At 57.5% G+C, this 13685-nt stretch carries 12 protein-coding genes; 1 reads left to right on the forward strand and 11 read right to left on the reverse strand.

Annotated features, from left to right (window positions below; translation table 11 throughout):
- Positions 1 to 207 precede the first annotated feature (207 nt).
- Positions 208 to 1896, forward strand: coding sequence for a methyl-accepting chemotaxis protein (locus ACX1DY_RS12175; protein WP_458964460.1), 1689 nt, complete (start codon positions 208 to 210; stop codon positions 1894 to 1896).
- A 163-nt stretch (positions 1897 to 2059) separates the two neighbouring features.
- Here the strand turns inward: ACX1DY_RS12175 and ACX1DY_RS12180 are convergent, their stop codons facing one another.
- From ACX1DY_RS12180 to ACX1DY_RS12230, 11 genes are all read right to left on the reverse strand, one after another.
- Positions 2060 to 2386, reverse strand: coding sequence for a YnfA family protein (locus ACX1DY_RS12180; RefSeq protein ID WP_458964461.1), 327 nt, complete (start codon positions 2384 to 2386; stop codon positions 2060 to 2062).
- Between the two features lie 2 nt (positions 2387 to 2388).
- Positions 2389 to 3984 carry a cobyric acid synthase gene (locus ACX1DY_RS12185; protein WP_458964462.1) on the reverse strand — a complete coding sequence of 532 codons (1596 nt, stop codon included), beginning with the start codon at positions 3982 to 3984 and terminating at the stop codon, positions 2389 to 2391.
- Between the two features lie 390 nt (positions 3985 to 4374).
- On the reverse strand, positions 4375 to 5181 hold the full coding sequence (gene cobS / locus ACX1DY_RS12190; protein WP_458964463.1) for an adenosylcobinamide-GDP ribazoletransferase: 807 nt from the start codon (positions 5179 to 5181) through the stop codon (positions 4375 to 4377).
- Positions 5178 to 5726, reverse strand: a complete 549-nt coding sequence (gene cobU, locus ACX1DY_RS12195) for a bifunctional adenosylcobinamide kinase/adenosylcobinamide-phosphate guanylyltransferase (protein ID WP_458964464.1) — start codon at positions 5724 to 5726, stop codon at positions 5178 to 5180. The genes cobS and cobU overlap by 4 nt, the downstream gene beginning before the upstream one ends.
- Positions 5723 to 6784, reverse strand: a complete 1062-nt coding sequence (gene cobT, locus ACX1DY_RS12200) for a nicotinate-nucleotide--dimethylbenzimidazole phosphoribosyltransferase (RefSeq protein ID WP_458964465.1) — start codon at positions 6782 to 6784, stop codon at positions 5723 to 5725. Before cobT ends, cobU begins: the two co-directional genes overlap by 4 nt.
- Before the next feature lie 175 nt (positions 6785 to 6959).
- Positions 6960 to 8165, reverse strand: a complete 1206-nt coding sequence (locus ACX1DY_RS12205) for an aminotransferase class I/II-fold pyridoxal phosphate-dependent enzyme (protein ID WP_458964466.1) — start codon at positions 8163 to 8165, stop codon at positions 6960 to 6962.
- The gene (locus ACX1DY_RS12210) at positions 8158 to 9108 is read right to left on the reverse strand and encodes a D-alanine--D-alanine ligase (RefSeq protein WP_458964467.1); all 951 of its coding nucleotides are present in this window, start codon (positions 9106 to 9108) and stop codon (positions 8158 to 8160) included. Before ACX1DY_RS12210 ends, ACX1DY_RS12205 begins: the two co-directional genes overlap by 8 nt.
- Positions 9109 to 9123: 15 nt before the next feature.
- Positions 9124 to 10578: an aminotransferase-like domain-containing protein gene (locus tag ACX1DY_RS12215; protein WP_458964468.1), complete on the reverse strand. Its 1455-nt coding sequence runs from the start codon at positions 10576 to 10578 to the stop codon at positions 9124 to 9126.
- Between the two features lie 200 nt (positions 10579 to 10778).
- A complete protein-coding gene (locus ACX1DY_RS12220) occupies positions 10779 to 11513 on the reverse strand; it encodes a histidine phosphatase family protein (RefSeq protein WP_458964469.1) in 735 nt (244 codons plus the stop codon).
- Positions 11514 to 11522: 9 nt separating this feature from the next.
- Complete coding sequence (gene cbiB, locus ACX1DY_RS12225) at positions 11523 to 12488, reverse strand: adenosylcobinamide-phosphate synthase CbiB (protein ID WP_458964470.1); 966 nt, start codon at positions 12486 to 12488, stop codon at positions 11523 to 11525.
- Between the two features lie 37 nt (positions 12489 to 12525).
- Positions 12526 to 13419, reverse strand: coding sequence for an adenosylcobinamide amidohydrolase (locus ACX1DY_RS12230; RefSeq protein ID WP_458964471.1), 894 nt, complete (start codon positions 13417 to 13419; stop codon positions 12526 to 12528).
- Between the last annotated feature and the right edge of the window lie 266 nt (positions 13420 to 13685).

The following is a 13685-nucleotide window of genomic DNA, read 5'->3' on the forward strand; positions in this document are numbered from 1 at the left end:
TCAATTATTCATTTTTTTCTGAAAATTCTGAGCTATTAATTAAATTTTCACTATTCAACCGGGGGTTAATTCTATAGAATAGTTATCAGTCACATTCCCGGAACAATAGCTTGATATATGACCTACACCTTTGGAGTATATTGCTGCTTGCCTGGCATATAAGCACTGGCATGGGAGGATGCATTCAATGATAAAGGAGAGAATGATATGGTTCAATTCAAGAAATCAATCAGCCGTAAATTTACGCTTTTGCTGTTCGTCGTTCTGCTACTGTCGTCTGCTTTACTGAGTGTCAGCTTTTATTTCATATCCATCAATACGATCAACAGCTACGTAATGCCGCAGATCAACAAGATTCTGACCGCCGCAGCCCAGGATACCTATAAAAATATGAATGCGACGCGTGCACAGCAGACTCTGGGCAAAAACGAACAGTCAAGAACAACGCTCGAATCCTATTTTCAGGATAAAAGAAAACAGCATGATGTGGAGACAATCTTCCTCATTAATCTGAAGGAAGACAAAGCTACCGTGCTTGCCGCAGATCAAGGAGCGCAGCTCAAGGCCGATGAGAGCATTGAAGTACAGTCCGCCATGGTGCAAGCCTCCAAGGGCAGGGCCGGTTTGAGCGAAATTTATAAAGACAGTCATGGCGTACATAAGACCGCGTATGTTGGAGTTCCCGGTTCAACGATGGTCATCGGAGTTAGTTCGGATGTCGGTTTTGTCGAAGATAAAATGCAAAGCATTCTCTGGACCAGTACCGGAATCACTTTGCTCGTGCTGGTAGTTGGCTTGAGCTCCGCCTTTTTGATGAGCCGCCGAATCACTCGTCCGCTTACACAGCTCGCAGCTTACAGCAACAAGCTGGCCGAAGGCGATTTCACCCAGCAGCTTGAGATCAAGGGTAGCGACGAAGTCGGACAGCTCGCTGAGAGCTTCCGGACCATGAGCCAGCGGCTTAAGGAAATGATCAGCCATGTTCTGGATACCTCCATTGTCGTGGTTGCAGATTCTAATGATTTGAAGGAACGTACCGATATTCTGAACGAGATGGCCGAGCAGTCCACCTTATCCGTTGTGGAAATCGGCAAAGGCAGCTCCGCCATCGCGAGCAGTGCGAAGGATAATTCCCGGGCGATGGACGAGATCAACATCGGCATCCAGCACATCGCTTCGGCGGCGGGAGAGGTTACCGAGCAGATCAGTGAAGCCTCCCAAGAAGCCACCGGCGGCAATGACATCGCGCAAAGCGCTGTAGATCAAATGCGCCAGGTTCAGCAGGCTTCAATGAAGTCAGTGGAGCAGTTCCGCATCATGAATGAACGCTCCCTGCAAATCGGTGAGGTTGTTCAGGGAATCACCGAAATTACGAAGCAGATTCAAATGCTCTCGCTTAACGCCTCCATCGAAGCGGCGCGCGCCGGCGAGCATGGCCGCGGCTTCGCTGTAGTTGCCGGAGAGGTCCGCAAGCTGTCCGAGCAGTCCAAGGAATCCAATGAACAGATCCGTGAATTCCTGCTCAGCCTGCAGGAGGACATGAACCGCTCGGTTGAGGAGATGAACCACGTTAACTCGGAGGTTGCTTCGGGAGTCGATAAAGCGGCGGAAGCCGGAAATGCCTTCAGTCATTTGCTTGTTCTTATTCAGAGCATCAACCACAGCGTTCAGTCCGTATCTGCTGCTACACAGCAAATCTCGGCCGGAACCGAAGAGGTCAGCGCCTCTGTGGAAGAAACCGCCCAGATTACTGCGAAGTCGCAGGAGAATGCAGATACACTTACCGGCAACTCCTCACGCCAGCGTCAGGAACTGGAAGTCCATGCACAGACTGTAGAGCATCTGTATGAGCAGGCTGTGAAGCTGCAGAAGGCTGTGCAGCAGTTCAAGATTTAACCGGCGCGAATAAGCTCCTTATACAAAAACGGGTGCCGTTCCTGATGAAGGACGGCACCCGTTTTTTGTAGTTGCACCAGTCAAGCCGCCGCGCAGCACCCTGAGGACGATTTCGGCGGAAAACTGCAGCAGCAGCGGAGTCAAAGGGATCTGCCGCTGCTGCTCAGTGTCTTGGCGCCCACAGAATAACCGACACGCCGATTACACAAATGCCGGCCCCAAGCCAGTCGTAGAGATCCGGCGTTTTTTTATCCACAAGCCAGCCCCACAGCACAGCCAGCACAATGAATACACCGCCATAGGCGGCATACACTCTGCCAAAGGAAGGAAATTTCTGCAGCGTGGGAATGATGCCATAGGCAACCAGAATCAGGGCTCCTACCACCCCGTACCAGAGCGGCCGCGATTCCCGCAGCCACAGCCAGACCAGATAGCCGCCGCCGATTTCGGCCAGACCGGCAACAATGAACAGCAGAATTGCTATGACCATGCTCAGCCCCCTTTTCGCGTTAACCCCATGATCCCATAAATGGCTTTCATGTCAAGGTTCGCACTCACCGCATCCGCCAGCCGGTCAAACTCCTGTTCACGAAGGGCTTCTGACGAGAAGGTGTTTGTGAGGGGCGCAAGTCCTTTGGATACCCTCAGGCCGTCAAGCCAGGCTCTGCGCAGTTCATCATTATGGAACAATCCGTGCAGATAAGTTCCCCAGATCCGTCCATCCGGCGTTCCCCAGCCTTCGGGCATCATTTCCCCCTCCGGTCCGTGCAGCATAAAGAGGCTTCTAACGGGTGTGGAATTATGGTTTGTGGTCGTTCCCATATGGATCTCGTACCCGTCAACAGAGATTCCTGCCGCCTCTCCGGCAGCCGGTTCCGCCAATTGCAGCGGATGCTCCTGAGCCAGCTTGCCGCTGGCACGCACCGTGGTTTTCTCCTGCAGAAAAGATGTGGACAGCGGCAAATACCCAAGCCCCTCTTTCTCGCCAGGTTCAGCGCTTTCTACGGCGAACGGATCAAGCAGCTTCCGGCCCAGCATCTGGTATCCGCCGCAGATTCCGGCGAGCTGCATAGTTCCCTGTTCCAGCGCGGCGGCAATCACCTCAGGGAAGCCCTGCTCCCTCAGGTAATCCAGATCAGCCGCCGTATTTTTGGTCCCCGGCAGAATGATGGCGTCCGGTGTGCCCAACTCGTCAGATGTGGTCACATAACGGACAGCAGTGTCCGGCTCGTCCGCCAGCGGATCAAAGTCGGTGAAGTTGGAAATTCTCGGATAGCGGATAACCGCGATATCCAGTTCTTTGCCGTGCTCTGCGCGCAGCCGCCCCGAGGTTCCTTCCAGAACTACGGAATCCTCGGCTTCAATCCGCAAGCGTGGCAGAAAAGGCAGAACCCCAAGCACTGGTATGCCTGTGCGTTGCTCCAGCCAGTCCAGTCCGGGCTGCAGCAGCGACAGGTCGCCACGGAATTTATTGATAATAAAGCCTTTGACCCTAGCCCGCTCATGCGGCTCCAGCAGCTCCAGTGTACCCACCAGGAAAGCAAACACACCGCCTCTGTCAATATCGGCGACCAGCAGCACCGGTGCGTCCGCCCAGCCCGCCAGATTCATATTGACGATATCCCGGGCCTTAAGATTGATCTCAGCCGGACTGCCTGCCCCCTCCATCAGCACGGCATCATAAGTCTCCCGCAGCCGCCCGAGCGCTTCCATCACCGTCTCTTTGGCTTCCGGGAGGAATTTCTCCCGGTATTCCCGCGCGCTAAGCGCCATGTGCGGCACGCCGTGGACCACGATTTGCGCACTCATCTCGCCCGAGGGCTTCAGCAGTATCGGATTCATGTCCGTGGTGGCAGTAATGCCAAATGCTTCAGCCTGCATGCCCTGGGCGCGGCCAATCTCCTTGCCGTCCTCGGTGACATAGGAATTCAGCGCCATGTTCTGCGACTTGAAGGGGGCCGTGCGATAGCCGTCCCGGGTCATAATCCGCCCAATTGCTGCGGTCACCAGGCTCTTGCCGACATCCGAGGCCGTTCCCTGAATCATCAGGACTGGCGCAGACTCTCTTGTTGCGGCTTGTTCTTTCATGTCAAGCCTCCTCGCTTTCTTCCTCAAGGCAATCGGAATCAATGATTTCGTAAGCGATTGCCTATCTACCAGGTAACTGAGGTGGAATTTCTCCACTTCATCCCGCTGAGCGAACTCCCCCGGGATGGTAGTGGGAAAAAATCCACTTATTTCCTTCTAAAATCACTGAATGGGGGGAAATGGAGAGAATCAAGTCTACTTTTTCCACCTATTCACCAAAAAATCGGTGAAATTCGCAAATTAGGTTTCCTTTTTCCACTTCATTCAATTTCGCGGTTCATTTCGTAAGCGATTGCCCTGCTTTCTTCCTGCTGCCGGGGTATTGGCGAAGCAGTTGTTATTTGGAGGAGCCGGGGTTCATCCGGCTCCGGGGTGGCACGCTCCGGCGCGCTAGAGATTATGCTGAAGCAGCACCAGCAAAAGCAGGAGCAGCGCCTCCAGCAGCTCGTTCAGCGCGCCGTACACATCGCCGGTGAGCCCGCCGAGCCGGCTGCTGATCCGCCGCGCCGCAAGCGTGCCGCAGGCCAGCGCGGCGACCGGCGCCAGGATGGCCGCAGCCAGCAGCAGCGGCCAGGCGCTTCCCGCGCCAAGCGCCAGCGGCGCGGCGGCCGCGGCCAGCGTGAGCAGCGCCGCCAGCAGCAGCGTGCGCCGCTCCTGCCGGGCAGGCAGCCCGCCGAAGCTGGCGGCCAGCCCTTCATTGCCGCGGGCGAGCGGGAAGCGGGCCATGGCCCGCACCATGTACCAGCGGCTCCAGACCGGCGGCAGCAGAAGCAGCGGCAGCTCCGCATAGGAGCCGCCTTCGATAAATGCCGCCAGCAGCGAGGCCTTCAGCAGCAGGAGCAGCACGCAGGCCAGCACTCCCATGGCCCCTACGCGGCTGTCCTTCATGATCTCCAGCATCCGCTCGCGCGTGCGGTAGCTGAGCAGCGCGTCGGCGCTGTCCATCCAGCCGTCGAGATGCAGGCCACCGGTCAGCCCCACCCACAGGATGAGCGTGATCACGGCAGCAGGCCAGGCCGGCAGCAGCCAGGCTGCCATACCTGCGCCAAGCGCTGCGCTCAGCCCGATGGCTGCGCCAACGAGCGGGTAATACACCACGCTGCGCTGCAGCAGCTCAGGCGAGAAATCCGCGTCTCCCTTGACCGGGAACCGCGATAGAAACTGAAAGGCGGCGGCAGCATCTCCCCGCACGCTCATAACAGGTACTCCCTGCTTTTCAGCTCAATCGGGATGCCGGCGGTAACCAGAAAGACCTGCCCGCTAATCCGGGCCAGCAGCGCATTCATCCGGCCGGCCAAATCCCGGTACAGCCGGCCAAGCGCATATTCCGGCACAATGCCGTCGCCCACCTCGTTCGTCACCAGCACCAGCGTACCCTGAAAGGACGATACACTCTGCTCCAGGCGGGCAATTTCCCGCTCCACCCGTTCCTGTCTGTCCTTCTGATCCTCCACAGCCAGCAGCACATTGGAGAGCCACAGCGTCAGGCAATCCACAAGCACGGCCTTGCCCCCGGAGAGCCGGTCCAGCAGCGCAGGCAGATCATACGGCTCCTCCAGCGTCTCCCAAGCACCGCCGCCCTCTTCGCGAAGCTTGCGGTGCAGGGCAATCCGCGCCTTCATCTCTTCATCGAAGGCTTGTCCGGTAGCCACATACACCGCCTGATCCGCTAGGGAAAGGATCAGCCGCTCGGCGAAGCCGCTTTTTCCACTGCGTGCGCCCCCCGTTACAAGGATGCTCATTTCCCCTCAGCCCCGGAGACTCCGGCACTTTCGAAGGTCGCCATTTCTGTCATGACGCGGCTGACCGCTTCAATCAGATGGAGACAAAGCGCGCCCCCCGTACCCTCGCCCAGCCGCAGTCCAAGATCAAGCAGCGCCTCCAGTCCAAGCTTGTCCAGCATCAGCTTGTGGCCCTGCTCATCCGACACATGGGAGGCGATCATATAATTCACCGATTCCGGCGCAAGCGCCTTCGCCAGCAGCGCAGCCGCACCGGAGATGAAGCCGTCGAGAATGACGGGAACCCGGGCCTCAGCCGCTCCAAGAATCAGCCCCGCCAGTCCGGCGATTTCCAGGCCTCCCACCTTGGACAGCACATCAATCGGATCTGCCGGATCGGGAGTGTTCACCCGCAGCGTGCGCTCCACGACTTCAATTTTGTGCCGCAGCCGTTCATTGTTGATTCCGGTTCCGCTTCCGACAGCAGCCTCCGGCGAGATGCCCTCCAGTGCGCACAGAACCGCCGCGCTCGCCGTAGTATTGCCTATTCCCATTTCACCGGTGATAAAAATCTCCGTCCCGTTCTTCACCGCTTCCCGGGCTACATCCACCCCGACCAGGATCGCCTGAACAGCCTCTTCCCTGCTCATTGCCGGACCTACTGCCATATTATCCGTCCCGCGCCGCACCTTGCGGTTGATCAAATCCGGGTGCTCAAGCTCAGCATTGATGCCGATATCCACGAACTGCACGCTTGCCCCGCCTTGGCGGGCCAGCACGTTGACCGCCGCTCCGCCGCTCAGGAAATTGTAAGCCATCTGCACCGTAACCTCCTGCGGAAAGGCACTGACCCCCTCGCAGCAGACGCCGTGATCGGCAGCCATTACAACAACGGTGCGCTTCCCATAGCTGGGCTTCTCGCTCCCCGAGATGCCGGCAAGCCGTATGGCCAGCGCTTCCAGCCGTCCGAGGCTTCCCGGCGGCTTGGTCAGACTGTTCAGGCGGAGCACGGCCCGCGCTGCGGCCTGTTCATCCGGCGGAGTAATCCGCCCTGTTATTTCTTTTATAGCTGAAATCATAATATAACCTCCTGTTTGTTCTTACTGTTCTTCACAAATAAAGCTACAGCGATAATACAGCGGAGGGCCCCCTTCTCTGAAGAAGAGGGCCCTCCGCTGCGGCTGCGCCAGCTATTTCGTCACATCCCCCTATTTCTTCCTTAAGGATTATAGGGGATTGAGAATGATCTTACAATTACATTTTTACCTTCATGAAGCTTTCCATCCGCTCCAGCGCCTCTGTCAGCTTCGCCGTGGAAGCCGCGTAGGAACAGCGGATATGGCCTTCGCCGCCTGTTCCGAACACATGGCCCGGCACAGCGGCAACCCCTGCTTCCCGCAGAAGGCGAAGAGCAAATTCCTCCGAATTCATTCCGGTATGCCCGATGGAAGGAAAGGCGTAAAACGCCCCCTGCGGCTCATGGCAATGCAGCCCGATGGATCTGAGCCCTTCAACGAACAGCGAACGGCGCTGTCTGAAGCATTCCTTCATGCTGTCCTTGTCCGGCAGCGCATGACGCAGCGATTCGATCGCGGCAATCTGGCCCAGCACAGGTGCGCACATGGCGGTATACTGATGAATTTTCAGCATCGCGGCCAGCAATTCATGGTTACCACAGGCATAGCCGACCCGCCAGCCGGTCATGGCGAAGGCTTTGGAGAAGCCGCTGATCACAATCGTCCGCTCCTTCATTCCGGGCAGCGAGGCGATGCTGACATGCCTGCTGTCATAGGTCAGCTCGGCATAGATTTCATCTGACAGCACAATCAGATTGTTATCTTTTACAATTTCGGCAATTGGAAGCCAGTCCTCGTATGACATTACAGCCCCCGTAGGATTATTCGGGAAGTTCACCATCAGCAGCTTGGAGCGCGGGGTGATCGCTTTGCGCAGCGCTTCGGCGGTCAGCTTGAAGCCCTGCTCCGCGCTTGCTTCGACCTCCACCAGCGTTCCTCCGTTGATATAGGCGATAGGAGAATAGGCAATGTAGCTTGGAGCCGGGATGATAATTTCATCCCCCGGAGCGGTGAATGCGCGCAGCGCAAGATCCAGCGCTTCACTGCTGCCCACTGTTACCATCACCTCATTCATGGGATCATACGATAGTCCGAAGCTCATCTGCTGGTAGCGGGCAATCTCCTCCCGCAGCTCCGGCAGTCCGGCATTGGGGGTGTACATCGTCTCCCCCCGGTTCAAGGCGCGGACACAAGCTGCCCTCACATGCTCGGGCGTGGTGAAATCCGGCTCGCCTACACCAAGCGATATAATGTCGTTGTTACCGGCAGTAAGATCAAAAAAAGCGCGGATGCCCGAAGGCGCAATCTCCCGTACACGCGGAGCAATCTGCTCCCTTGGCAGAGAGCTCCTGTTCATCATCAGGGATGTATGCTGTTTATCCATAACTGATCACTCCTTGCTTTTCTTGTTCCACCGTCCCCCGCCGTTCCGCAAGCGAGCCGGAGATAATTTCATCCAGCAGCCCGCTGAAGGTATATCCGGCCGCAAGCGCGCTTCTCGGCAGCAGGCTCGTTTCTGTCATTCCCGGCAATGTGTTCACTTCCAGCACATAAGGAACGCCGTCCTTAACCAGCATATCCACCCGCGCGTACACCGTGCATCTCAGCGCCTGGTAGCAGGCCAGCGCCGCCGCGCTCACCCGTTCTTCAAGCTCTGCAGGCAGCCGGATTACCCGTTCCTCCGCTCCGCCCAGCTCATATTTGGCGCTGTAATCGAACCAGTCGGCCCCCAGCGAACGGATGCCAATGATGGGCAGCAGCTTTCCCCCGAGAATCGGGCAGGTAATTTCCTCGCCAACGGTATAGCCTTCAATCAGCACCGAGCGGTCAACGGCAAAAGCCTTCTCCACCGCACTCCGCAGCTCCGCGCTGCTGTTCACCTTGGTCATCCCAATGCTGGAGCCGCCCGAATTCGGTTTGACCATCACCGGATACCCGAGACGCTCCACTGCTTCCAGCGATAAATCCTCCATGCGGTCCAGACACAGCCAGGCCGGGGTGTGAATGCCTTTGCTGGCGAGAACGGTTTTGGTCAGATGTTTATCCATGCACAGGCTGCTTGCGAGCACACCGCTTCCGGAATAAGGAATGCCCAGCGTTTCCAGCGTTCCCTGCACCGTTCCGTCCTCACCATAGGCGCCGTGGAGGGCCAGCAGCGCGAAATCCAGGCCTTTTACACCCTCAATCAGCTCTTCCCTTGAATGGATGACCACCGGCACACCCTCATATTTGCTGCGGTCCAGGTGCTTCAGCATTTCTCTGCCCGTATTCAGCGACACCTCATATTCAGAGGATACTCCACCCATAATTACGCCTACTTTTATCATCCTCAAAACCCCTCTTCATCCCAGTAATTGCCGTGCTGTTCTGCCGATAATCTCAATGCCCTTGCGGATATTCTCATCAGCCACCCTGGAAAAGCCTAGCCGCAGTGTATTCTGCCCTTGCCCATTCGTATAAAAGATATCTCCCGCCGTAAAAATAACCCCCTGCTTCCGGCACGCCGCCAGCAGCTCTCTCGTGCTGAAGCCCTCCTCAAACGTTATAAAAAGATGCAGTCCGCCATCCCCGGTGATTGAGGCATACGGAATATATTCCTTACAGCAGGCCAGGGTCAGCTCGTATTTGCGTTTATATTCCATTCTGGCCCGCTTCAGATATTTCTCCAGATTGCCGCCCAGCAGGTATTGATACAAAATGGACTGATCCAGCGTCGAGGTGTGAATGCAGCGCGCCCGCTTAACGCTCTCCAGATAATAGATCAGCTCCTGATCCGCCAGCACCCAGCCTACCCGCAGCCCGGGGAACAGCACCTTGGAGAAGCTCCCCAGATAAATTACGCTGTTACCGCCGCCCGCCGCTGCAATCAGAGGGGCTACATGCGAACCCGAATACCGCAGCTCCTCATTGAAGCCGTCCTCGATCACCGGTACTTTGTACTCCGCCATCAGCTTCATCAGCCGCTGTCTTTTCTCGGGGGACATTACGATACCTGTAGGGTTGTGGTAGGAAGGAACAAAATACGCGCAATCATATTCACGCTGCTCCAGCGCCTTCTTCAGCTCCCCCAAATGGATGCCATCCCGCTCCATCGCGACACCCGTTATTTCAAAATCGTGCAGCTTCATATTCTTAATTGCCGTATGATGCGTCGGATTCTCGCAGAGCACCGCCCCGGCCTTGCGGCCAAGCGCAGACAGCACCACATCAAAAGCTTCCGTGAACCCGTTCGTAATCAGAAAATCCTTGCCGCGCGTGTCCACGCCCTTATGCTCCATATATTGCCGCAAATAGTCTATTAAAGGCTTATACCCTTTGGCATAGCCATAGTTCAGCAGAACATTGCCTTCCACCGACATGCGCGTAAGAAACGCCCGCTTCACATTGTCCAGATCGAACAGACTTTCATCGGGCGCAATGCTGGTAAAAGAAATCGTGCCCTTCTCCGCGCGAATCCCGCGCTTCATAATATCCAGTTCCTCGGCCAGCTTCGCCGTGCTGCTTAACCGTTCCTTCCAGTCCAGAGTCCAGCCGGAGGCTTCCGGCTCCATCTGGGTGGCGGCGGGTGACACATAACTTCCCTGCCCCCGCATCGCATAGGCAAAACCGTCATCCTCAAGCCCCGCATAGGCGGAGATGATCGAATTGCGGCTTACGTTCAGCAGGAGGCTGAGCTCGCGTGTGGACGGCAGCTTTTGATTCCCCTGGAGGGCGCCCTTGATGATCAACTGCTTCATATAATCTTTGACCTGAATATATACCGGCCGACCGGCAATCAGCTTGAAATCCTTGAACATGCTTCAATCGCCCCCATAGCTATCATGTCACAGTCTTCTCCGTAAAAAAAGAACCACTGCCCCGGGATTTTCTTCCGGAGGTGGTTCTTTGGCAGGTTAGCTTGTCTGAGCGGCAAGCCGCCCGCCATTCCTGTTTAGCCATCCAGCGGCGTTATCAGGTCAAGCGTCAGCCAGCACCAGCGGCGAAAAGCGGCCTGCGGCTAACTGCCTGCTGGCCGCTTTAGTATGATCGGCATCACCTGTCCCGGCGGTGGAGCTGCTGTCGTACGGAAGGTGGCGCCAGCCTGGGACCGGGCTGTCAACTGGCGGATCACTCCCCCGTGAGTGACAACTAACACACGTTGCCTAGGACAATTCTTGAGGGATGCTGCGTCCGCTTCGGCCTCACGGTACAAATCGTCCAGGAAATGCTCCAGCCTGGCTGCAAAAGCCTCCCAAGACTCCCCGTCCGGCGGTGTATACGCCGCCGGATCATCAATCCAGCTTCTGTAGTGGGGATTATCCTTCAACTGCTCATAGGTGCAGCCTTCCCACTCGCCAAAGCCGGTCTCACGCAGGCGGGAATCATAGATGGCACTTTGCTCCAGTGAAGGGGCAATGAGGGCCAGAGTTTCCCGGCATCTGCGTAAATCGCTGCAGTATACACGCCAGAAGCTTCCCGTCAGCTCAGGCTGTTCTCTTAGTACAGCCAGCTTCTCCCGCTCTTCCGGCAGCAGCGGCAGATCCATGCTGCCCAGATAGCGGCGTTCCCTGTTCCACTGCGTATACCCGTGGCGGACAAGCACCAGTTCCAGCTCAAGTTCACCTTTGCGTTCAATTTCCGGTTCATGCCCTGGGTATAGCTCATGCCCTATGTACAGTTCATCCTCAGGTTTCAATTCAACCGCAGCGTCCGGTTCATGCCCAAATTCGGGTGCGGCTCGGTCATTGGCCATCTTCTCCGCTCAACCTCCGATCCCGTGCCACAGCAAGGCTGCCGCTGCACACAGGCAGACAAATATGGCAGAAGAGCGCAGCATCAGCCGTGAAGCAAGGATGATATCCTCCGGCTCCATAGTTCGCAGGGGATCACCCATGTAGGCACGGAACGAAGCCACGCCGTGGTATACATTTTCGCCGCCCAGGCGGATGCCGAGCGCTCCAGCGACCGCCGATTCGGGATAGCCGCTGTTCGGGCTGGGATGCAGGCGGGCATCGCGCCACACCATGCGCCAGCAGCTCCGCCAGTCCAGCCGCAACAGCCAGGCGCTGAAGACTAACAGCAGCGCTGTAATCCGCGCCGGTATGTAATTTGCCACATCATCGAGCCGGGCGGATGCCCAGCCGAGGTCGCGGTATTTGTCGTTTTTGTAGCCGACCATAGAATCAAGCGTGTTCACCGCACGGTAAGCCATAGCCAGCGGCGCTCCGCCCAGCAGAGCAAAGAACAACGGAGATATAATCGCATCGACGATATTCTCCGCTACAGTCTCCACTGTGCCGCGGACAATTTCCGGGCTGTCCAGCTTTGTGGTGTCGCGGCCAACGATCATGCCGACCGCCCTGCGGGCTGCCGGGATATCTCCCTTGCGCAGCTCCGCGTACACGGCCATCCCGGCATCCCCCAGTCCCTTGGAGGCAATGGTGGTCGAGATCAGCCAGATCTCGGCCGCCCAGGCCAGCCAGGGCGAGACCCGGGACAGCAGCCAGACCAGCGCTGCTGTCAGCACCCAGGCTCCGCCTGCTACGAGCAGCGGGAGCAGCACCCCCGCGCGCTTCAGAGCGAGCGGCTGTGAACAGAAGCGGCGGATCAACCGCTGGGTGGCAGAAATCGCCTTTCCCATGAGTACCACTGGATGCGGCAGGCTCTGCGGATCGCCGATCATCCGGTCCAGCACATAGGCTGCAATCAGTATAATAGCCACTGTCACCGGGCTTCACCCGGCAGCGGCTCGCAGCATAAACCGCTCATTGGCTGCCCTTCCTTACCGGTTGCGAGGACGCAGCCTGAGCCTGCTCTGGCGCGGAGACCGGACTGTGCGGCTTCGCTGGCTGGGCTGATGCAGCCTGAGCCGGGTCCAGCGTGGAGCCCGCCGGCTCCGGCACGGCGACCGGACTGTGCGGCTTCACCGGCCCGGCTGCCTTTACTGAAGCGAGGCTGGCCGTTACAGCGGCGTACACCAGCCGGCCAATGGCCCCGCCGAGGTCGGTGGCGGTTCCGGCGTAGACATGCTCCGCCCCGTAGCGGCGGCTTCCGCTTACCGCCAGCACGACCGCATCGGTCGTTGTGCCGGTGGCAATCAGGCCATTCTCGGGATCGGTGACCCCGAGGTCGGCCAGGGCGGCAGCCTTCGCTTCGGCTGCCGTCATTACGGCATTGACCATCGCGGACGGAGTCAGGCGACCGTCAATGCCCAGCATGATGTTGATCGTGCCGGGGCGGTACGCCGCCAGCACGCTGCGCTCTACCCCGGCGCGCGCGGCATTGCCGGAAGCTGCGGTCACGCAGCAGAAAATCCCCGCCGAGCCGGTATCCTCTTCCACGACGGCGGCATGCTCTAACGGCACAGCCGTCATCAGGCCCGCGCAGCCCTCCAGCCGGTAGCCCCACTCCTGCAATTTATTCTCCATATCGCGTACCGGATTACTGCACTCATAATCACGGCTGACGAACTGGTTCACCGCCCGCTTCAGCCGGACCATCCCTCCGCCATACACCGCACTCGAAAGCCCATCTGCTTCAGCCGGAAATTCCAGCAGCAGATGCTCCTTTTTCCATTCGAGCGTAAGTCCAGGCCAGACGATGGAATGATACGCAGCCATACCGCCGCCAGAACTAAAAGGAAGTTGTACTTCACTCACACTAATCACACTCCTCTCACAGCATTTATTAACAATAGCTTCCTCGCCCTCCATGATAAGTGGAATTTCTCCTGCTAATCAGCGCCTGCCCTCTCTCCCGAAAGCAATAGTTGGAAAAAGTAAACCTAATCCGGCCCTAACCGGCCGATATACGGTATTTCGCCTGAATTAGTTGGAGAAATTCCCACTAGCGCCCGCTTCAGCAAAGATTCCAGCAAATTAGTTTTACTAATTCCACTTAACGGTTGAGCGGTAGCCCCAAACTT

The organism is Paenibacillus sp. BAC0078, from assembly GCF_054483875.1.

Coding starts and splice junctions, on each gene's coding strand:
- ACX1DY_RS12210 (WP_458964467.1), bottom strand. CDS start 9,108: ATGATAAAAGTAGGCGTAATTATGGGTGGAGTATCCTCTGAATATGAG.
- ACX1DY_RS12215 (WP_458964468.1), bottom strand. CDS start 10,578: ATGTTCAAGGATTTCAAGCTGATTGCCGGTCGGCCGGTATATATTCAG.
- ACX1DY_RS12205 (WP_458964466.1), bottom strand. CDS start 8,165: ATGGATAAACAGCATACATCCCTGATGATGAACAGGAGCTCTCTGCCA.
- cobU (WP_458964464.1), bottom strand. CDS start 5,726: ATGAGCATCCTTGTAACGGGGGGCGCACGCAGTGGAAAAAGCGGCTTC.
- ACX1DY_RS12185 (WP_458964462.1), bottom strand. CDS start 3,984: ATGAAAGAACAAGCCGCAACAAGAGAGTCTGCGCCAGTCCTGATGATT.
- cobS (WP_458964463.1), bottom strand. CDS start 5,181: ATGAGCGTGCGGGGAGATGCTGCCGCCGCCTTTCAGTTTCTATCGCGG.
- cobT (WP_458964465.1), bottom strand. CDS start 6,784: ATGATTTCAGCTATAAAAGAAATAACAGGGCGGATTACTCCGCCGGAT.
- ACX1DY_RS12175 (WP_458964460.1), top strand. CDS start 208: ATGGTTCAATTCAAGAAATCAATCAGCCGTAAATTTACGCTTTTGCTG.
- ACX1DY_RS12220 (WP_458964469.1), bottom strand. CDS start 11,513: ATGGCCAATGACCGAGCCGCACCCGAATTTGGGCATGAACCGGACGCT.
- ACX1DY_RS12180 (WP_458964461.1), bottom strand. CDS start 2,386: ATGGTCATAGCAATTCTGCTGTTCATTGTTGCCGGTCTGGCCGAAATC.